Source organism: Sporolactobacillus sp. CQH2019, assembly GCF_028765345.1.
In the GTDB taxonomy this organism is placed as follows: Bacteria; Bacillota; Bacilli; order Bacillales; family Sporolactobacillaceae; genus Sporolactobacillus.
In genome coordinates this window covers 24,645-44,780 of record NZ_JARAJZ010000001.1, presented here as the reverse complement: position 1 = coordinate 44,780, position 20,136 = coordinate 24,645, and the positions used below count along the sequence as shown (strand labels likewise).

The window sequence follows — 20,136 nt, the reverse complement described above, 5'->3', positions numbered from 1 at the left end:
TGAAAATCAATTTGAGCGACTGAAGCACTTATTAATAAGCTGTGATGGCAGAAATATCTTTATGGTTGTCTGCAAGGTGTTTTCATGTCGCAGGCCTGCGTTTAAATATCGGACGAACTATGAGGAATTCTATCATGTTGTCTTTTAAACCTATCACTATTCAGAATCAGGCTGTTATCAGTGATTATGTAAGATGTTCAGATATCCGGTCGAGCAGCTATTGTTTTGTGGACTTGCTGATCTGGCAACGGCAGTTCAACACGCAATTTTGTATCGCGGATGATCTTCTGTTTATCAAAATGAGATCTTATATTGGTGACCGGTCGGTATATCTTATGCCTGTCGGTTCCGGAAACTTTGCCAATGGAATTCTCCGAATCTTGGAAGATGCCGGCATGCACGGCCAAATTCCGGTCATTACAGCCCTGTCGGCCGAGGGTCTGGAGAAAATTGAGCATTTATTCCCAAATCGATTCAGCTTTTGTGAGATGAGAGGGTCTGAAGATTATATCTATAGAAGTGAAGACTTGATTGATTTATGCGGAAGAAAATTTCATGAAAAGAAGAACCATATCAATCATTTTCGGAAAACATATGCCGGCAGATGGCATTATGGCAACATGTCTGAAAGTGATATGGGCGCTGTCCTGTCTTTCCATGAACAATGGATGAACAGTTACAGTTTGGATAAAAATCGTTATTTACTTGGTGAAAGGCAGGCATTGATATGTGCTTTTCATTATTTTGATCGATTAAAGCTACGCGGCAGTTTACTCTATTTGGATCATCGTTTGATCGGCTTTGCTATCGGCATTCAAGGTTTAAACGATACGTTCATCGTTCAATTTGAAAAGGCTGATCGCAAGATCGTGGGCGCTTACCAGATGATCAACCAACTGTTTGCGCAGCATCACTGCCGACAAGTCCAGTGGATCAATCGTGAAGAAGATTTAGGAATTAAGGGGCTTCGCCGAGCCAAATTGACTTATCACCCGGTGTGGCTTAATGTCGAATATCAGGCAACCTGCAAACGTGAATATTGAGGAGCTGTTTATGATTATTCGCTATGCAAGTTCAGGTGATCTTTCGGAAATTCAGCATTTGTGGGCGCTTGGATTTCCGGGAGAAGAAGAGTTTTCACGGATTTACTTTCGGGATTATTTTAATCTGCAGAATACATTGATTGTTCAAGACAGAGGAAAACTCTGCGCCATGCTGCAGGTATTTCCGTATTTGCTGAAAATCGGGCGACGGGTCGATCGTGTCAGCTATATCTACGGAGCCTGCACGCATCCGCAGTACCGAGGACGCGGCATTATGCGCTTTCTTTTCGCAAACGTTGAAAGGCTTAGACGAACGGCGGGAGATGCAGCGACTGTGCTGATTCCCCAGGAGCGGCGCCTGTTTGATTATTATCGGCGTTTAGGCTATAAGCAGGGATTCTTTATCAAGAATAGCCAATGGACAATTCGTCCGGGCAACAGATCGGATGTGAATCTGAGACAGGCGGAATACAAAGACGTTGAGCGCATGAATGCGTTATATGAACACAATGTACGCTTAACGGATGGATTCATTGTCCGTTTGCGCGATGATTGGCTGAAGCAAATGGCGTTATTCCGTGCAACGGGCGGCGATGTTTTTTATCTGGACAGACATGGAGAGTGTGCTGCCTATGGATTTGTCTCAGAGAAAAAAGGATTGCCGTGGATTCAGGAAGGCTGCGCGATGGATTCTAAGGGATTATCCGATCTTGCAAATGGCATAGGGTCGGCATATGGCCGTGAACAAGTGTTGCTTTCAACTTGCGTTTCATACGGTGAATCCGGTGAACCAATCGGCTGTATTAAATTCCTGAGTTCGGAGCGGCCCATATGTTTTTCCGGTTATATGAATCTGATGTATAACTGACTCTCTTGCAAGCCGAACAAGATTTACAAGGCTTGCCTGATTGTGCGTCCGTTCTGCATATAAAGTCAGGAATTCTGCAGAAAAGTTATCGATGACATTTTCTAAAACAGAAATTGCTGTCTCGAATGATCCAAAAGAAGGAGAGCTGAAAGCATGGCTGAAGGTATGAAGGATATTATTAATGATCTCGTTGCTGAACAAGTATACGTGGACGGGCTCGTCAATCATTTATCGGAAGAACAATTTCTGAAGAAAATCCCGGCAGAGATTGTCAAAACGTGGGATATTAAGGACGAGATCATCCATATTGCTTTTTTTGATTATGCGGCCAAGAAATTAATGCGCGGAACAGCCAGCGATTTAATGGAAATTTCAAAGGAAGCCGATCAGGACGACTATTACCGCGCACTTAAGTATCGATATATGACCGGTGAAGAGGCACTAAATTGGTGGCGTGAAGAACGCACGCAGATGACAGCCACATTCTACGATACTCAGCCAAAGGATCGCATTCCGTGGGCACCGGGATTGCCGATGTCGGCCAAGTCGCTCGTATCGGCACGACTGATGGAACTTTGGGGACATTCTGTGGATATTTGCGATGCTCTAGGGCTTGAACCGGTTGTTGAAGACCGGATCAAGAGTACGCTGTTCTTGTCTTGGCGGGCTCGTCCCAATGCCTATCGCATTAATCATATTGACCTGCCGGAAACGCCGATTTATCTGGAACTGACGCTGCCTTCGGGGAAATTGTGGACTCAGGGAGATCCTCAAGCGGCTGATTACATTAGGGGGAGTGCGAAAGAATGGGCGCTTGTATCGGTCCGCCGACGTAACTGGATGGATACAGATTTAACGGTTGTCGGTCAGGAAGCCCGCCGGTATGCCAGCATTGTGCAGACTTTTGCCGGAGAAGCGGAAGAAGCACCGCCAGCGCGCCGTCTGCGCTGAACTCAATATGATGTCATAAGGGCCGTTTGCTGGAACGGCCCTTTTTTAAATAGGCCCGTCCCGATAAGTCTGGTGCAAATCGTCAGTGATTAGTGAAAGGCAATGCTGACCGACTTCCGGATTACCGACTGCTTTTGTTCCGTGATGATCGTCGGGCGTGCAAACTGTTCTGCTTTTGTTCCGATGCTGCAGTTTTTATGACAGCCTTGTGACCAAACTGATATTAAAATAGTTTGTTTTCCCGTTATTTTGAGCCGGGCAGATACTGGGGCAATATACCTTAGTTCGCGTATACACTGATGGCTGAATCCGATGCACAAGGCAAAGAAGACAGGAAGAAATTTTTTGTTGGCATGGCATTTGCTCTCTAATATAAGTGAGGCCGCGATCAATCAATGCATCGTGTGCACACAGGATAACGGAGCGATCGGGCTTCATTGATGACCACAGTTGAGAATGGAGTGAGGGTATGGATGTTGTTGTATGTTACAAAATTGTACCGGAAGAACAGGATATTGTTGTGAATGCCGATCGGACGCTGGCGTTTGATCGAGCAGAGTTGAAGATCGGTCAGTATGATTTAATCGCAATCGAAGCCGGTATGCAGATTGCCGAATCGACGGGTGGAAAAGTAATTGCCGTGACGGCGGGAGGCGCACAGATTGAAAGTACTAAATTAAAAAAAAGTATTCTATCAAGAGGACCTCATGAACTCCGGCTGATCAGTGACGAGCCTTTTAATGAAATGGACAGTTATTTGACCGCTAAAGTACTGGCTGCTGCGTTACAAAAGGTAGGGCACTATGATCTGGTTCTCTGCGGGGAAGGTTCATCCGATCTTTATGCTCAGCAGGTCGGCGTTCAATTAGGAGAATTGCTGCATGCTGCCACAATGAACGGTGTCAGCAAAATCACGCCGGACGGCGACAACATTGTTGTGGAGCGAACGTTGGAGGATGGTGCAGAGACGCTCAGAATGCCTTTGCCATGTGTGCTGTCGGTAACAGCCGACATCGCTGAGACCCGTGTTCCGTCCATGAAGGACATTTTAAGAGCGGGGAAAAAGCCGAGTATAAGCTGGTCGGCCAGCGATATCGATCTTGAAGCAGCCGATCGCCGGGTTGAAACTGTCGACACACTGGCTCCCCAAAAACAGGCACGCAAACATGAGATAATCGAGGGCGACGAGCCGGAACAAGTTGCCGGACTGTATGACAAATTACGGAAAGAACTGTGATCGGGAGGCCAAACAGGGTGGCAAAGTTAAATAAAATTTTTGTATTCAGCGATCATTTAGCGGACTATGCAGAACTGTCGGCGGGGGCCGGACAATTAGCCGAGACGGCATCTGGCCTTGTCATCGGAACAAAGGAAGAAGCCGAAAGAGCCGCTGACTATGGACTGAAAATTTACTGGATAGACCAATCATCCACAGACATTCCAGTGGAAAATTATACACTGGTTGTTGCGGCGCTTATCAAACAAGAGCAGCCTGATCTGATTCTAATGAGAAGCAACAGACGAGACAAATTGATGGCTGGACGCTTAGGTGTCATGCTGAAGGCCGGTGTGGTAAGTGATGCCATTCAATTTGATGTAATCGATGATCGGATTTTGACCATTCGGCATCTCGTGTACGGAGGAGCGGCCGTTCGGACTGAGAAACCTGTGACACGCATGAAAATTGCTTTAGTGGGACCGGGTGTCTTCACGGCATCTGCTGAGGAATCCGGCATTTCACCAGGTCCGGGTATTATCAGCTTGAATGATGTACCCATCGAATCGCATATCGTCCGCCTGAACACTCATCCTAAAAAACAGGCAGCAGCCAGCCTTAATAAGGCTAAATACGTTGTCAGCATCGGTCGCGGTCTGGAAAAACAGGAAGATCTTGAACTTATTGAGCAGTTTGCCGCGACGCTCGGTGCAGAAATAGCTTGTTCACGGCCGGTTGCCGAAGGTGAAAAATGGCTGCCGAAAGAGCGTTATGTCGGCGTATCCGGTGCGATCATTGCACCCGATATTTATTTTGCATTGGGTATCTCCGGGCAGGTTCAACACATGGTCGGTGTGAGCCGCTCACGGATTATCGTTGCTGTCAATAAGGACAAAAACGCACCCATTTTCCGCGAGGCGGACTACGGGCTCGTCGGTGATCTGTACAAAGTAGTTCCGGAATTGATAAAGCTTGTGCAGCAATAAAAAGAAATATGGTGAAGACAAATGAGCGAAGAAAAATTTGACGCTATTATTGTTGGCGGCGGGCTCGCCGGATCGACGGCGGCCTATGTACTTGCCGGTGCGGGAATGGAAGTTGTTGTTGTTGAACGGGGCGATTACAGCGGTTCAAAAAATATGACCGGCGGGCGGCTGTACGGGCACAGTCTGGAAAAACTGATTCCGAATTTTGCGTCCGCCGCTCCGATTGAACGTAAAGTCACGAAGGAACGAATCAGTCTGATGACTGACCGGGCAGCAACAACGCTTGATTATTTAAGCGGGGAATCAGCTGCCCTTGAACAATCTTCTTATGTTGTTCTGCGCGCGAAATTTGATCGCTGGCTGGCTGAGCAGGCTGAAAACAGAGGCGCCATGTTTATCTACGGTGTTCGGGTGGATGACCTGATTATTCACAACGGAAAAGTATGCGGGATTGTTGCCGGCGATGAAAGAATGGAAGCGGATGTCGTCATACTGGCGGATGGCGTCAATTCATTGCTCGCACAGAAGGCAGGATTGAAGCAGGAACTTTCTCCCGATCAGGTCGCGGTCGGTGTTAAAGAAATCATTGAGCTGGGTGAAAAGCAAATTCAGGATCGATTTAACTTGACAGACGATGATGGATTGGCCTGGCTGTTTGCTGGTTCCTGCACCGGAGGGACTATCGGCGGTGGTTTCCTATATACCAACAGAACGAGTATTTCATTAGGTATTGTGACAACTGTTGCCGACATCGGTTTTTCGGACAAAAGCGTGCCGGCGATGCTTGACGATTTCAAAAATCATGATTTGATTCGTCCACTGATCAAGGGAGGAACGCTGACCGAATATTCCGCTCATCTTGTGCCTGAAGGCGGCTTAAAGAGCATTCCCGTTTTGTATCGGGACGGCGTTCTTGTCACTGGCGATGCAGCCAATTTTGTTATCAATATTGGCTACATGGTACGGGGAATGGATCTGGCAATTGAATCCGGCAGGCTGGCTGCTGAGACGGTCATACAGGCGAAAGAAAGGCAAGATTATTCGGCAAATACATTATCCGCCTATCAGAAGGCGTTGGATCAAAGTTTCGTTTTGAAAGATTTAAAGCGGTACCGGAATTTTCCTGCTTTTATGGAGAATCATCGGATCTATAACGATTATCCGGCAATGGTGAATACTTTGATGCACGATCTGTTTGTTGTGGACGGACATGAATCTGTGACTCTGTTGTCAAAGGTGAGAAAAAGCGTGAAACGAGTAGGCATTCTTCGGCTTCTAAAAGATGCCTTTAAGGGGGTTAGAGCTTTATGAACCCGTTGAGTACGGAACAAAAACTCAGTGTCGACAAAATTCATGTCAACGAGGCACGCGCACATATCCGGATCAATTGTGATTTTCCGGATAGAGAGCATTTGAAGAAACTCATGCTGGCTTGTCCTGCCGGACTTTACAAATTAAACGAGCAGAATACCCTAACCTTTGATTATGCCGGATGTCTGGAGTGCGGGACATGCAGAGTATTAAGCATGTCCAGATTTATTACAGATTGGGACTATCCGGAGGGCGGGTTCGGTATTGTTTACAGACAAGGTTGAGGGGAGTCTTTCCAGCCCTGCGGAAACAGATGATAGAGTGATTTATATAAGCAAAGGTGGAATAAGAAATGACGCGATTTCCCACGCTAAGTTCTCCAATTCAGATTGGAAACATGGTCTTAAAGAACAGAATGATGACGACTTCAATGTCGCCGGGGCATGGGTATGTGGATGATGAAGGCGGACCGACGCCGCGCATGCTCCATTATCTTCAGGAGCGTGCGGCGGGACAAACGGCACTGATCTGCCAGACGGTGGCCTTTTTTTATCGCAGGCCGGGTTTCGGCCATCCGCTGCCATTTGCTTACAATGATCGGCACCTAAACGGATTGAAAAAAATGGCGGATGCGGTGAAACCTGCTGGTGCGTTTCTGATCGGACAGCCGTGGGCCGTCCACGATTGGAAACCTTCGGATGAAGAGGAAGAAAAACCTTGGGGACCATCGAATGTCGTGATTCTGAAAGGGATGACACCGTTCACGCCGATGAAAAAAGAGCACATCGAGATCTTTAAAGAACAGATGGTACGCTGTGCACGGACACTTCAGAAAGCCGGCTGGGACGGTGTGGAAGTGATGGCCGGCGTTGGCGGGATTCTAAACCGATTTATATCCCCTGCAACAAACAATCGAACCGATGAATATGGCGGCAGCCTTGAGAACCGCTGCCGGCTGACGGTCGAAGTGATTCAAGCGATCAGAAAAGCTTGCGGACCTGACTTTGCCATATTATGCCGCTGGTCGCCCATTGAATATGTGAAAGGCATTCAGGAGGGGATGGATGTTGAACAGTCGCTGGCCGTCGTTCCTTATCTGGAACGGGCAGGCATTGACATGCACAATCTGGCAATCGGCTGGCATGAGTCTTCGGTTCCGCTGACAACAAAAGATATACCGGACGGCCACTGGTCCTGGGTATCGGAGAAGATCAAACAAGTTGCGAAGAAACCAGTAGCAACCGGATATCGTGAAACCGATCCGTTTATTATGGAACAGATACTGAAACAAGGGAAAGCAGATTTGATCGCCGGGCTGCGCTATAACATTGCTGATCCGGAATTCGTCAGAAAAGTGATAGAAGATCGTCCCGAAGATATCAACATGTGTATTTGCTGCTGCCGCTGCCTTGATGACGTAGTCAGCGAGGGTAAGCCGCTTGAATATTGCGGTGTGAACCCGCGGCTTGGCGCGGAATTAGACCAACCGTTCAAGCCGGTCGAACGTGTAAAGCGTGTGATGGTTATCGGCAGCGGCCCTGGTGGGTTGTCTGCTGCAAAAACGGCAGCGGAAAGAGGCCATCAGGTAACAATCTATGAACGAGGTCCGAGAATTGGCGGCTGCCTTGTCATGAGTGCCATTTTCAGCCCGATGTATGAACGTCTCAAAAACTATTATCAGACATATCTCAAAAAACATCCGGAAATCAAAGTAAAGCTTCATACAAAGGTGACACCTGAATTAGTTGATGCAATTAAACCTGACGCGGTCATTGTTGCCGTTGGCGGGCATCCTGTCTCGCTCGATGTTCCCGGCAGCAAAGGGAAGCATGTGGTTCAGTCTCATGATTTTCTTGAAATGCTCAATGGGAAGCCGCCCAAAAAGCCGGGATTATTCAATAAAGTGATGTGGAATTGCGGATCGGTCTTTCTGAGATTTTTCTACACCCCTCAGCTTGCAAGAACATTCATGAGCCTTTCTCACTGGCCGCTTGGGAAAAGAATCGCGATTATCGGCGGCGGCCTGCCGGGGTGTGAACTGGGCAAGGAAATGATGAAGCACAACCGCGAACTTACCATTTTCGAGGAAAGAAAAAAAATCGGCTGGGATGTGGGCGGCAGCGACCGTTTCCATATCCGCAGTGCTTTTAAAAAGTCGCCGCATGTTACGCTCAATGCACAGACAAAAGTCACACGTATTAATGAGACCGGCGTTTTTGCAGAGAATCAGGAGGGCCATGAATATTTTACACCGGCGGACACGGTCACCGTTACACTGGGTTTTGAAAAGAATATGGAGCTTGTTGATGCACTCAAGTCCAGAGTGAAGGAAATATACGCCGTCGGGGATTGTATCGAACCGGCACGGATGGCCGATGCAACGAAAGCCGGCTATCGCGCAGCCATTCATCTGTAGAATGTTCTGGATAATAGAAAGGAGCGACGTTCCGATGGAAAAAACAATCTATTATGAGATGAAAAAAGACGGTATTGCTTTTCTTGTAATAAATAAACCGCAAAGGAAAAATGCCATCGACGGTCAGATGATGGACGATCTGACCGTCAATCTGATGGCTTTAGACAATGATGCAAACGTCCAGGTCATCGTTTTAAAAGGCCAGGGTGAACATTTCTCTGCGGGCGGTGATCTGAAACAAAATGAGGGACGAAACCTGACGGTTGGTCAAAGCCGGCAATTACTGAAAAAATATACACGCACAGTACTGACAATTCAGCAGCTGAACAAACCAGTGATTGCAATGGTTGATGGCTATGCGATCGGAGGAGCGATGAGCCTTGCGCTCGCCTGTGACTTAATTGTTGTTTCGGACCGAGCGAAATTCATTGCAAATTTTGTTCAAATCGGGATTGTGCCTGAGATGGGAGCGATGCTGTTTCTTCCGCAGCTCATAGGTCCCTACCGTGCCAAGGAATTGTGGTATTCGGGTCGGACAGTTGGCGCAGATGAGGCTTGTCGGCTTGGTTTCGCTAACAGAATAGCCACACCGGACAATTTGGAGAAAGAGACTATGGAACTGGCTGAAAGCATTGCCGGACTGTCTGCGCCTGCTGTGCAGATCACTAAAAACATCACGAACGGTGTCTTGCGCCCGATGCTCCATCTGATTTTGGAGGCGGAATCGACGGCTTCACCCTTTTGTACGCAAACGCGGGAATATCAGATAATGGCAAAAAATTTTAACAAATAATGTATGGTATCGATCTGACAGTCATTTTAGATTCAATGGATAGGAGGTGTCAATGAATGAATAAAATTCGCGGCCGGAGATCGGGAAACATTCATTATGCCTGGAAAATATTTGCATGTTGTTGCGCGGTCAATGCCTGTGTATTGGGAATTGTTGCCAACACGGCCGGTATCTATCTTCAGCCCGTCAGCGCTGAGATGGGCTGGCCGCTTGCGAAAATGAATTTCTATCTGACGATTATTCAGATCGTCATGACCGTCACACTGCCGATTGTCGGAATCGTATTACCGAAAATAAATATTAAATTGTCGATCGGGCTTTCATGTTTTGTGATGGGGGCGACTTATGCTTTAAGCGCAGCGTTCCATTCGCTGACTGACTGGTATATTGCCGGCGTCATTCTTGGAATCTGCTATGCGTTTTTAATGTATATTCCGATTCCGTTGTTAATTAATAATTGGTTTAAAAAATATGTCGGCACGATTCTTGGCATTGTTGCAGCCGGTGCCAGCCTAGTCGCTGCTTTTACCAACCCGCTCGGCAGTTTGCTGATTACACAACATGGATGGCGGGTGGCGAGAATTGTTCTTGGGTTGGCTTCGATTTTACTGTCGGTTCCGCTAGTCATCGCTTTCTTGAAATATCGGCCGGAGGATATCGGCCTGAGACCCTACGGAACAGATGAAAATGCGGTAAATAACCGGGAAGGACAGGCCATCCGAGGTATGACGGCCAGGCAAGCAGCGAAAACGTTTCCTTTTTACTTCGTTTTTATTTTCTCCGGACTGCTCGTCATGAGTGCCTCGATGCTCCAACAGGTCCCTGGGTATGCAGTATCTGTGGGATTGTCGCCGACAGTGGGAGCGACCGGTGTTTCCTGCATTATGATCGGCGGCATTTTCGGAAAAATTGTGCTGGGAGGCCTGACGGATCGATGGGGATTCGCCAAAGCAGCCATTGTCGGTTGTTTATGCGGTTTACTGGGTGTCACCACACTTCTTCTGTCCGGGAATCGCCTGATCCTTTTTTTCATCGGAACTTTTCTTTTTGGCGGAGCCTACGCGGCCATTGTGGTTATTCCGCCGATGGCCGTGCGCGGAACGTTCGGCACCAAAGAGTACAGTCAGATCTATTCGTGGATTACAGTTGCGAACGGTGCGTTCGGTGCACTGACTCCCATTGCTGTCGGGATTATTTTTGATCGAACACATTCGTACAGCCTTTCATGGGAGATCTGTTTGGCTGCCTATGTGATCGTTGTCTTGCTTGTCGTCCTGACGCGAGTGACAAGCAGAAAACTAAGATCTCGGTATGAGATCAATTTGTAAACCGATTTCGATTTTAGGAAGAAAGGAGAGAAAGTATCTTGCTTTACCAGAATGTTGCAGAATTCTTGTTGCTGAACGCTGGACGTTATCCTCAGAAAACAGCGCTTGTTCATGGGCAGGAACGGATGACCTATCGACAACTCAATGAAACCGTTAATCGCCTCACCTATGGATTGCGCAGACTGGGCATCAGATCCGGTGATCCGGTCGGTTATCTGTTCCCCAATTCCATTCGATTAATTGAAATCTATTATGCACTTCAAAAGATTGGGGCTGTGGCTGTTCCGCTGAATACGCGATTGATTGCCAAAGAACTGAAGTTTCTTTTGCGGTCTTCACGTTGCAAAAGTTTAATCTTTGCTGAAGCATGCAGAGAGAAAGTTTCTTCTATAGAAAATGATTTTCCAACGGTTCAGTTTATTATCGATGCAAAGCAGACTCACACCAAAGAGATCAGTTTGTACACGCTTTTCACAGAAAGCACTGAGGAACCCCCTCTTTACAAGAACGGATATGCCTTGTCGCGCATTCAATTCACCGGCGGTACGACAGGGCTTCCTAAAGGGGTGATGCGGACTCACTTTAGCGATATAGCGGAAATCATCAGTGTGATGATGTCAAGCAAAATCGGGGCAACTTCGGATGAGACGGTTCTGATTCAATGTCCAATGGATCATCACGGCGGGCACAGTTGGTTTACCTCAGTCATTGGTGCCGGAGCGACCCTGATTATTTGCGATCACTTTAATGAGCAGAACATATTGTCTGCCATTGAACACGAACAAGTCACATATTTATTGTTATTGCCACCTTCATCCTATCTGCGGCTTCTTGAGTTTCCGTCTTTCCGCAACTATGATGTTCGTTCCGTGCGGCTTGTTCAAAGTGCGGCGGGGAGTACGACACCGGAAATTATCAGAAAAATTTATCAGGGATTTCCAAATTGTCAAATGAATTACGGATGGGGTCAGACGGAGAGCGGCACGGGATCCAGTCTTGTACTGACACTTGAAATGGCGGACTGGCAGCTTCCTGAAGCTGCCAGTATCGGGAAACCGATGCCTTTTATTGAGATGAAGATACTGGGAGAAGACGATAAGGAAGTGCCGATCGGGAAAATTGGCGAGTGTATCGTCAGAGGACCGACGATCATGGCCGGTTATTATGATCAGCCCAAACTGACAGAAAAGGTCAGGCTTGCGCATGGGTGGCTGCGAACGGGTGACATGATGAAGAAAGATGTCAATGGCAACTTTTATCTCATGTCTCGAAAGAAAGAAATGATCAAAACCGGCGGAGAGAATGTGTTCGCACAAGAGGTAGCCGATGTGATCCGAAAACATGAGAAAGTCCAAGACTGTATTGTCTTCGGCATTCCGGATAAAAAGTTTGGGGAAGCAATCATGGCAGTGTTACAGCTCAGGAAAGGCATGTCCATGACGCTGAGTGAACTGCAGGAGCATTGCAAAAAATATCTGGCTAGTTATAAAAAACCGCTTTATATAGAAACGATTGATTGTTTTCCAAGGAATGATGCGGGTAAGATGCAAAAATACAAACTTGTGCAGAAATTCAGAGAGAAAATGACGATTCAAAACAAGGTGGGCTGAGTGTGGTCAGAAAAGTTTTCTCACATCCGGATGTCTATTTAATTGAAATGCCTTTACAAGGCAATCCTCTGAAAAGCGTCAATGCTTATATCGTCAAAAGCCGGGAGAAGAGCCTGATTGTCGATACGGGTCTTAACACCCCGGAGAGTTTGCATGCTTTTAAAGAGGGAATCCATGATCTGTCAATTGACCCAAAAAGGACAGATATTTTTCTGACTCATTGCCACCCTGACCATGCGGAACTTGCTTATACACCTGGAAACACATTCTCCACCGTTGCGATCAGTCGTCAAGAGTATCTTTTTTCACTTAGGAAAACGTCCGAATCTTATTTTTTTCAGCTCATGAAACGGAGTAAAGATGAAGGGTTTCCGATACAGGAGATTAGTCAATTTTACCGCCCAAAAGCTGGTAGAAAAAAGGACTTTTTAAAAGCAGGGAATCTTCGTTTACTTGACGGGCACAGCAAGATGAGGATCGGTTCTTACGAATGGACATGCATTTCGACGCCAGGACATACGCCGGGCCATATGTGCCTTTATCTACCAGAACGTCAGTTGATGATGACGGGCGATCATGTGCTTTTTGCCATTAGTCCGGTCATTGGTTTTATGCCTGGAATCCGTGATCCATTAGGAAATTACTTGCAAAGTTTATACAATTTAAAAAAGATGGTCATTCAGTTTGCTTTTCCCGGACACGGAAATAGCGGTATGCCCGCTACCGAACGCATTAACCAGCTGATTAAGCACCACCAAAAAAGACTGAATGAAATCGAACGTCTCACATTTGAATGGCCGCATGCAAACAGTTATGAACTTGCAGGGAAAGTGAACTGGTCAACCGGCGGTGTTGCGTGGGAACAGTTGTCCCCAGGGCAGAGATGGATGGCGTTTACGGAAACCGTGGCTCATCTGGATCATCTCGTATGCGGTCATCGTATTCAGAGACAATGACGAGGATCTGTCAGCGATGTTTCCCATGGATTATCGTTGATCTGATCTTTCAGCAAAAATGATAGATGGAGTGTGTTTGAGATGGATTTTACGATAACGGAAGAACAAGAACTGCTGCTTGAGAGTTTGCGGGAAATTATGGCGCGCGACTGTACGGAAGATTATATGAAATATTGCAATGCGAATAAGCAATACCCAACCAGATTTGAAAAAGCATTGGCTGATAATGGATTTAATTTGCTTGGTATTCCGGAAGAATATGGAGGAACGCCTGTCGATACGACAACCATGATGCTGGTTGCCGAGGAGATTACTAAAAATGGCGGTCCGCACTTTACCTTTGGACAGGCATTATCGATTGCCGATATGCTGAAGTTTGGTTCGGAGAGTCAAAAAAAGGATACGATGGATGCCATTAAGGCGGGAAGAATTGCTTTTGTTCTCGGTTTTACCGAGCCGCAGGCAGGGTCTGACAGCAGTTCGATTCAGACCACTTTCAGGAGAAAGGATGGAAAAGTGTTCATTAACGGTCATAAGACGTTTATGAGCAATGCCGCCCGGGCGCCTTACATGCTCTGTCTGGCCAGAAATGCTGATGAATCGGATGATGTAAATAAGCGGCACGCTTTCTCGATGTGGTGGATCCCGATGAATGCGCCGGGTGTCAAAATTGAGCGCATTGACAAGATCGGCTGGCATATGCTTGATACGTGCGAGGTTTATCTTGAGAATGTCGAACTGGAAGAAAAAGATCTTGTCGGCGTTGAAGGCGACGGTTTCATGCAGGCGATGATTAATTTTGAGGTTGAGCGGCTGTATATCGCCGCTTCGCTGCTCGGCATGGCTGAGTGTGCTTTTGAAGATGCCGCAAAATATGCCAATCAGCGGGTACAGTTTGGTAAGCCGATCGGCAGCCGGCAGTTGATTCAGGAGAAAATTACGTATATGAAAATTAAGATTGAGAATATGCGAAACATGGTCTATAAGTGCGCGTGGGAAATCGATCATCATCAACCCGTACAGATCTCGTCGGCTTTGGCTAAGCTATACTGTGCACAGTCAGCGAACGAAGTGATCGACGATGCGATGCAGATTATGGGAGGGATCGGCTATACGACTGACTGCCGGATCTCCCGCCTTTGGGTCGATGCCCGTGTGCATCGGATCGGCGGAGGAACAGACGAGATCATGATCCATATTGCCGGCCGGGCAATTTTAAAGCAGTATCAGTAAGCGTCAGCTCGATATGAATGATTAAGCAAAATCGTATATAAAATATGGCTGATTGGGAAGATGTTTTCAAATAAAGTGAATAAAAAAAGTGAGCGGTTAAAATGACCGCCCGCTTTTTTTGCGTTTTTCCTGACACCCAGTGCCCATCTTTTGCTGAAGGGACAGCTCCGGACAAACCTCCGTTTCAGGCGGTCCCGTATGGACGATTGGAACAGTCTTTTCCGCGTTGTTTGATCACTCGGCCGATTGAATGCCGGAAGAGAGGCAGATGAGCGGACAATGGCGGAACGATCGGCGCTAGACTCATGGGCCCGACAAGAATCTGATACGAAAAGCAGCAAGAACAGGTGAATGTAACAAACAACTTGCCGGAAATCGTTGAAAATCCGGATCCCGGCCGGGGCATAAGGCTGGCGATAAGGGCAGATGTATCTAAACGACTTGTTCTTATGTACGGCCTTTTCTGAGCGTCGTTTTTTGATTCTATCACAGAGAATGTTGACACATGCGCAATTCCGGGACTCCCTCCGGTCCCTGCTGATGTTGAAGTAAAATCCGTTTCATGCTTTCGGAAAGCGGCCCGGATTTTTCCTGCCGGTAGTCGAAATGAACTAATGTCACGTGACCCCGCGCATGCCAGCGTCCTTCTTCATCTGAAACGGCATGTTCGACGTTGAAACTTGAATGAGCAATAGACCCGATCCACGTATAAACCGTAATCTTTTCATTATAAGTCGTCTGATGAAGATAGTCACAATGTGAGGACGCCACGATGACTTGAAAATCATTTAAATCGAGACTGGGTGTGAACAGCCGAAAAATTCCCCGCGTCCCTTCTTCAAAGTAGGTATAGTAGACAGCATTGTTTACATGGCGCATGCCGTCACAGTCATTCAGTCGAACAGTCAGGTGGGTCTTAAACATTGCATGATTCCTCCCGCAGCTGATTTAGAATTTCTTTTTCTATTCTATTTATCTGTCCGGTTATCCGGACCGTTATTGCAGCGATAGACTAATAGAATATTTCATACGTAACCTTATCAAGTTCTTAATTTAACGCCGATTTCATTTATAGTTTCATCAAAAGGAAACCGGATTTTTGTTGATTTCCTGTAAATAAAGTTCAACGCGTTTGCACCGCAAAATACCGTACTTCAAATAAAACAGGTGGAATATCCGCCGCCTGCTCCGTTCCTCAGGTTCAGTGAGTTGACACAATTGTCACGATTTCAGATCGTGCGAGCGGTTATCTCTCCATCAAGGATGGGCATTGAATCGAAAAGCCGTATTTCATTTTTAACGCCCGATCGGAGGCGGGAGGAACAAATTCGGATACATCGCCGCCTTGCTGGGCAATTTCTTTGACAATACTTGAACTCAAAAAGGAATACTGATTGCTGCTCATGATGAAACATGTCTCAGCTTCTGGAGCCAATTTTTTATTAACAGATGAAATCTGCAGTTCATATTCGAAATCGGAAATGGCCCGCAGACCGCGCAGAATGATCGCACACTTTTTTTTCTTAAGATAATCGACAAGCAGACCGTCGAAGCTGTCGATTGACACATTTTTAAGATGTCCGGCCGCTTTGAGCAGCAAAAGCATTCGTTCTTCAAGAGTAAACAACGGCCGCTTTGATGAGTTATTGAGAACGGCGACGATGAGGTGATCAAATATCTGGCTTCCGCGTGTAATAATGTCGAGATGACCCCGTGTCACCGGATCGAAACTGCCGGGATAAATAGCGGTTTGTAACATGACGCTTCCTCCTTTTTTAGTGAAACAGGGCGTGCTAAATCTGAACTCTCCACAAACCGTGGCGATTACAATAGGCGTAAGCAGCAAAACCGCGTTTGCAGTGAAAGACGCAGTTAATACAAACATCACGGTTACAGTAAGCGTAAGCGTCCTCATCGGCAAGTGCAAAAGTGACAAGCGGATATTGCGCGACTCTCAGTCTTTTGAATTGACTGCCTGTAGCTGTTTTTAAATAGACCCACTCGATCCGATGCGTTTTATCCATGGGATGCGGCCGGCTGCTGATTTCAACTTTTGCCGCATGAGATTTTGAGATGCCTCCGGTGAATGTCAGCAGCGGTAAGTGTTCTTCTTCTCCATTGCCGCTATCTTTTGGAATTAATTGCTCCATTTTCTGGCCGCAACATGTCGGATCGGAGGCCGGTGAAGACTTGATTTCTTGAATAAACAGTCGATGACATTTGTTGCAGACAAAAAAATGGGGATCTGCACTGATCAATTCCGGCCGTTTGTTGAGTATTTTCTGCCTTTTCATTTGTAATCTCAGTTGCCTTGCGTCCATTTTTTCATCTCCCGATGGTTATTGAGCTGCTGAAAGTCCACCTGCATAGAGGCCAACCCTCCAAATAACTGAATATAAGGAGGGCAGTCTATACATAAAATCTATTGTTGGGACGGTCATTCTGAAATCTATTTTATACGGCGGATTTTTCTTCTTTAATGGCGTCAATCAATGCAGGCAAAATCTCAAGTACATCCCCCACGACCGCATAATCGGCAATTTTAAAAATGGGCGCATCTGCATCTTTATTAATAGCAACGATTATTTTTGAACCCTTCATGCCGGAAAGATGCTGGATAGCACCAGAGATGCCGCAGGCGATATACAGATCCGGCCGTACTGTTTTTCCCGATTGTCCGACCTGATGCGGAGCGGAGATCCATCCGGCATCGATCACCGCGCGAGTCGCGCCGACGGCACCGCCGAGGAGATCGGCTAATTCTTTGACAAGAGCGAAATTCTCTGCCGTTCCCATTCCCCTTCCGCCGGAGACAACGACTTTTGCTTCTTCAAGCGGAATACCGGAGGCATCCTGAGCATTTTTTATCGTGTCGATAATCTTAATATGAGAATTGCCTGGAATGCCGGCGATTTCTTCTTGAACGATCTGTATATCTTTGGCAGTCTCACTTTTTTTCTTCTCGAAAACACCGGCGCGGAATGTGGCAATCTGCGGGCGGATTTCCGGGCTGGACAGTGATAAAAGGGCATTCCCTGCATAAATGGAACGCGTCCAGACGATGCTGCCGTCTTTGCCGGCCGTCAGCGACTGACAATTCATTGCTGCGCTTGTTTTTAGCTTTCCTGCCAGACGTGCTGCGATTTCGCTGCCATCGTCGGTATCGCTGAACAAGATAACTGCCGGTCTGTATTTTTCTGTGAGTGAGGCGAGCGCCTGTGTCTTGCCGGCTGTCTCGATTGCGTCCGCGATGTGGATCCGGATCGTTTGGTCCGCGCCGTATTCTGCTGCTGTTTTTGCGGCTTGATCGGCTGATTGCCCAATGTATACGCCGGTCAATCTTCCGCCTGTCCGATCGGCGATGTCCCTGCCCCTGCTAAGCAATTCCAGGCACGAATTTCTGAGCGTGCCGTCTTTTTCTTCAAGGTAAACCCAAACATTGCTGCAACTTGAAACGTCCATTGTTTTTCCCCCTTAGACAAGCTTGTCGGCAGCAAGATAGTCAAACAATTTCTGTGCGCTGTCCCGCCCTGATTTCTCACAGATTGAGATGCCGGTCTTCTTAGGCTCAGGTGCGGAAATTTTCAAATGATGCAGTGGCGGTGCTTCGAAAGAAAGATTCAATTCAGATACTTTTATTTGTTCAATTTTTGCGCGGTTGGCCGCCATTTTGCTTTTGATTGTTGCAAGACGCGGTTCGTTGAGCGTATCGCTTGCCGTCAGCAATATGGGATAATTCGTTTCAATGACTTGGTAACCGTCTTCTGTCTTGTGATCAACGGTTAATTTTTCATCATTCACGACGATTTTGGTGACATGCCTGATCTGCGGGATGTTTCCTTGTTCCGCCAATTGAATGCCGACCTGACCGGCATTGGTATCCATTGCCTGATCGCCGCAGAAAATCACGTCGAAGGATCCGAGTTTTTTAATCGCGGCAGCAAGGATGGCACCGGTTGCAAACGCATCCGGCGATCTGAACTGATCGTTTTGAATAAGCACGGCCCTGTCGGCTCCGACTGCGATACATGCCTTCAAAGATTTAAGCGCCTGATCGTTTCCTACGCTGACAACGGTTACCGATCCGCCTAATTGTTCTTTTAACTGAACGGCCGCTTCAAGCGCGTTTTTGTCGTATTCACTGATTGCAAGGGCCGCACCGGAGAAATCCAGCTGGTTCTTTGCCGCATCCCACTTGATTTCCAGGTTGTCGGGCACTTGTTTCGCACACACAAGCAAATTCATTATGAACGCCTCCATTTATTAAAAAAAATCAGGCAAGCAATTTTCGTGAGATGACAATTCTTTGAATCTGATTTGTACCCTCGAAAATCTGGAATACTTTCGCGTCCCGCATCAGTTTCTCGACCGGATATTCTTTGCTTACACCGTATCCGCCGAAAATCTGCACAGCGTCGGTCGTCACTTTAACGACCGTATCACCGCAGAAGGTTTTTGTAATTGCGCCTGCTGTGACGACATCCCGGCCTTCATCAATCAGGTTCATCGCGTACTGGACGAGACGGCGGGCGGCTTCGGTCTGAATCTCCATATCGGCAAGCATCATTTGTATGGCCTGAAAATTTGCGATTGGCCGGCCGAATTGTTCTCTTTCCTTTGCGTATTTGACACTTTCATCGATGGCAGACTGGCAGATACCGAGGGCCAGACTGCCGACGAATGCGCGTGAGATGTTGAGTGCGTTCATGGCGATTTTAAAACCGTCTCCCTCACTGCCGATCAGATGGCCGGCAGGAACGTGAACGTTTTCAAAAATAACATCTGTCGTGTTGGAGAGCCGCAGTCCCATTTTGTCCTCTTCTTTTCCGACGGTGATGCCGGGACGGCTTCTTTCAATGATGAAAGCAGAAATACCTTTTGTACGCTGACTTTTATCGGTCGAAAAGAATGCGACATAAACATCGGCAACGCCGCCGTTCGTGACAAAGCATTTGCTGCCATTGAGGATGTATTCATCACCCTCTTTAACGGCCGTCGCGCGGATTGATCCGGCATCGGATCCGGCATTCGGCTCAGTCAGTGAGAAAGCGGCGAACGCTCCCGGAACGATAATGTCGGCAAACAATTTTTTTTGAGCCTCGTTGCCGGAAAGGATGACGCCGCGAAGCGCGACGAAGGTCGTGACGAGCGAAATGGCGAAGCCTGCATCGACTTTGGCCAATTCTTCGAAAATAATAGAGGTTGTTTTGAAATCAAGCCCCGCTCCGCCGAATTCTTGGGGAATTTCCAGAACGTGCAGTCCCATATCGAATGCTTCCTGCAGCAGTTCTCTGGGAAATTCGCCTTGACGGTCGAATTCTTTTACGTGCGGTTTGACTTTCTTTTGAGCGAATTCGCGGACCAGATCTCTGAGTTCCCGTTGCTCGTCGGTTAAGATGTATTCCACAATAAAAACCCCCAATGT

19 protein-coding genes are annotated in these 20,136 nt (G+C 47.2%); 13 read left to right on the top strand and 6 right to left on the bottom strand.

Translation table 11 applies throughout. The annotated features are described in order from the left end of the window. The first annotated feature begins 44 nt into the window (after positions 1-44). From OYT88_RS00180 to OYT88_RS00120, 13 genes are all read left to right on the top strand, one after another. Positions 45-1,043: a DUF2156 domain-containing protein gene (locus OYT88_RS00180; protein ID WP_274397315.1), complete on the top strand. Its 999-nt coding sequence runs from the start codon at positions 45-47 to the stop codon at positions 1,041-1,043. 10 nt (positions 1,044-1,053) lie between these two features. Further along, positions 1,054-1,911: a GNAT family N-acetyltransferase gene (locus tag OYT88_RS00175; RefSeq protein WP_274397314.1), complete on the top strand. Its 858-nt coding sequence runs from the start codon at positions 1,054-1,056 to the stop codon at positions 1,909-1,911. Between the two features lie 153 nt (positions 1,912-2,064). Next, entirely contained in the window at positions 2,065-2,862 is a 798-nt protein-coding gene (locus OYT88_RS00170; protein WP_274397313.1) for a TIGR03084 family metal-binding protein, read from the top strand. 469 nt (positions 2,863-3,331) lie between these two features. Further along, a complete protein-coding gene (locus OYT88_RS00165; protein ID WP_274397312.1) occupies positions 3,332-4,099 on the top strand; it encodes an electron transfer flavoprotein in 768 nt (255 codons plus the stop codon). A gap of 17 nt (positions 4,100-4,116) precedes the next feature. After that, the gene (locus OYT88_RS00160; protein ID WP_274397311.1) at positions 4,117-5,064 is read left to right on the top strand and encodes an electron transfer flavoprotein subunit alpha/FixB family protein; all 948 of its coding nucleotides are present in this window, start codon (positions 4,117-4,119) and stop codon (positions 5,062-5,064) included. Between the two features lie 21 nt (positions 5,065-5,085). Beyond that, on the top strand, positions 5,086-6,375 hold the full coding sequence (locus tag OYT88_RS00155) for an FAD-dependent oxidoreductase (protein ID WP_274397310.1): 1,290 nt from the start codon (positions 5,086-5,088) through the stop codon (positions 6,373-6,375). Next, positions 6,372-6,659, top strand: coding sequence for a 4Fe-4S dicluster domain-containing protein (locus OYT88_RS00150; RefSeq protein WP_274397309.1), 288 nt, complete (start codon positions 6,372-6,374; stop codon positions 6,657-6,659). Before OYT88_RS00155 ends, OYT88_RS00150 begins: the two co-directional genes overlap by 4 nt. A gap of 68 nt (positions 6,660-6,727) precedes the next feature. Then, positions 6,728-8,791, top strand: coding sequence for an oxidoreductase (locus OYT88_RS00145; protein ID WP_274397308.1), 2,064 nt, complete (start codon positions 6,728-6,730; stop codon positions 8,789-8,791). Positions 8,792-8,825: 34 nt separating this feature from the next. Beyond that, positions 8,826-9,584: an enoyl-CoA hydratase/isomerase family protein gene (locus OYT88_RS00140; protein WP_274397307.1), complete on the top strand. Its 759-nt coding sequence runs from the start codon at positions 8,826-8,828 to the stop codon at positions 9,582-9,584. A 56-nt stretch (positions 9,585-9,640) separates the two neighbouring features. Continuing rightward, the gene (locus OYT88_RS00135; RefSeq protein WP_274397306.1) at positions 9,641-10,912 is read left to right on the top strand and encodes an MFS transporter; all 1,272 of its coding nucleotides are present in this window, start codon (positions 9,641-9,643) and stop codon (positions 10,910-10,912) included. A gap of 38 nt (positions 10,913-10,950) precedes the next feature. Continuing rightward, on the top strand, positions 10,951-12,522 hold the full coding sequence (locus tag OYT88_RS00130; RefSeq protein WP_274397305.1) for a class I adenylate-forming enzyme family protein: 1,572 nt from the start codon (positions 10,951-10,953) through the stop codon (positions 12,520-12,522). A 2-nt stretch (positions 12,523-12,524) separates the two neighbouring features. Then, positions 12,525-13,478, top strand: coding sequence for an MBL fold metallo-hydrolase (locus OYT88_RS00125; RefSeq protein WP_274397304.1), 954 nt, complete (start codon positions 12,525-12,527; stop codon positions 13,476-13,478). 81 nt (positions 13,479-13,559) lie between these two features. Beyond that, positions 13,560-14,711, top strand: a complete 1,152-nt coding sequence (locus OYT88_RS00120) for an acyl-CoA dehydrogenase (RefSeq protein ID WP_274397303.1) — start codon at positions 13,560-13,562, stop codon at positions 14,709-14,711. Between the two features lie 486 nt (positions 14,712-15,197). On the opposite strand, the gene OYT88_RS00115 is transcribed toward OYT88_RS00120, so the two are convergent. The 6 genes from OYT88_RS00115 to OYT88_RS00090 all read right to left on the bottom strand — a co-directional run bounded on the left by OYT88_RS00115 (position 15,198) and on the right by OYT88_RS00090 (position 20,118). Continuing rightward, positions 15,198-15,635 carry an acyl-CoA thioesterase gene (locus OYT88_RS00115; RefSeq protein ID WP_274397302.1) on the bottom strand — a complete coding sequence of 146 codons (438 nt, stop codon included), beginning with the start codon at positions 15,633-15,635 and terminating at the stop codon, positions 15,198-15,200. 322 nt (positions 15,636-15,957) lie between these two features. Continuing rightward, positions 15,958-16,470 carry a pantetheine-phosphate adenylyltransferase gene (gene coaD, locus OYT88_RS00110; RefSeq protein WP_274397301.1) on the bottom strand — a complete coding sequence of 171 codons (513 nt, stop codon included), beginning with the start codon at positions 16,468-16,470 and terminating at the stop codon, positions 15,958-15,960. A gap of 34 nt (positions 16,471-16,504) precedes the next feature. Next, entirely contained in the window at positions 16,505-17,032 is a 528-nt protein-coding gene (locus tag OYT88_RS00105) for a desulfoferrodoxin family protein (RefSeq protein WP_274397300.1), read from the bottom strand. A 133-nt stretch (positions 17,033-17,165) separates the two neighbouring features. Continuing rightward, positions 17,166-18,173 (bottom strand): electron transfer flavoprotein subunit alpha/FixB family protein, encoded by a 1,008-nt coding sequence (locus OYT88_RS00100; protein ID WP_274397299.1) that lies wholly within the window; start codon positions 18,171-18,173, stop codon positions 17,166-17,168. Between the two features lie 12 nt (positions 18,174-18,185). Further along, positions 18,186-18,956: an electron transfer flavoprotein subunit beta/FixA family protein gene (locus OYT88_RS00095; protein WP_274397298.1), complete on the bottom strand. Its 771-nt coding sequence runs from the start codon at positions 18,954-18,956 to the stop codon at positions 18,186-18,188. A 28-nt stretch (positions 18,957-18,984) separates the two neighbouring features. After that, complete coding sequence (locus tag OYT88_RS00090; protein WP_274397297.1) at positions 18,985-20,118, bottom strand: acyl-CoA dehydrogenase family protein; 1,134 nt, start codon at positions 20,116-20,118, stop codon at positions 18,985-18,987. Between the last annotated feature and the right edge of the window lie 18 nt (positions 20,119-20,136).

Bases quoted from the DNA above. Each gene is read 5' to 3' on its own strand.
- OYT88_RS00180 (WP_274397315.1), top strand. From the start codon at position 45: ATGGCAGAAATATCTTTATGGTTGTCTGCAAGGTGTTTTCATGTCGCA.
- OYT88_RS00175 (WP_274397314.1), top strand. From the start codon at position 1,054: ATGATTATTCGCTATGCAAGTTCAGGTGATCTTTCGGAAATTCAGCAT.
- OYT88_RS00170 (WP_274397313.1), top strand. From the start codon at position 2,065: ATGGCTGAAGGTATGAAGGATATTATTAATGATCTCGTTGCTGAACAA.
- OYT88_RS00165 (WP_274397312.1), top strand. From the start codon at position 3,332: ATGGATGTTGTTGTATGTTACAAAATTGTACCGGAAGAACAGGATATT.
- OYT88_RS00155 (WP_274397310.1), top strand. From the start codon at position 5,086: ATGAGCGAAGAAAAATTTGACGCTATTATTGTTGGCGGCGGGCTCGCC.
- OYT88_RS00150 (WP_274397309.1), top strand. From the start codon at position 6,372: ATGAACCCGTTGAGTACGGAACAAAAACTCAGTGTCGACAAAATTCAT.
- OYT88_RS00145 (WP_274397308.1), top strand. From the start codon at position 6,728: ATGACGCGATTTCCCACGCTAAGTTCTCCAATTCAGATTGGAAACATG.
- OYT88_RS00140 (WP_274397307.1), top strand. From the start codon at position 8,826: ATGGAAAAAACAATCTATTATGAGATGAAAAAAGACGGTATTGCTTTT.
- OYT88_RS00135 (WP_274397306.1), top strand. From the start codon at position 9,641: ATGAATAAAATTCGCGGCCGGAGATCGGGAAACATTCATTATGCCTGG.
- OYT88_RS00120 (WP_274397303.1), top strand. From the start codon at position 13,560: ATGGATTTTACGATAACGGAAGAACAAGAACTGCTGCTTGAGAGTTTG.
- OYT88_RS00115 (WP_274397302.1), bottom strand. From the start codon at position 15,635: ATGTTTAAGACCCACCTGACTGTTCGACTGAATGACTGTGACGGCATG.
- coaD (WP_274397301.1), bottom strand. From the start codon at position 16,470: ATGTTACAAACCGCTATTTATCCCGGCAGTTTCGATCCGGTGACACGG.
- OYT88_RS00105 (WP_274397300.1), bottom strand. From the start codon at position 17,032: ATGGACGCAAGGCAACTGAGATTACAAATGAAAAGGCAGAAAATACTC.
- OYT88_RS00100 (WP_274397299.1), bottom strand. From the start codon at position 18,173: ATGGACGTTTCAAGTTGCAGCAATGTTTGGGTTTACCTTGAAGAAAAA.
- OYT88_RS00095 (WP_274397298.1), bottom strand. From the start codon at position 18,956: ATGAATTTGCTTGTGTGTGCGAAACAAGTGCCCGACAACCTGGAAATC.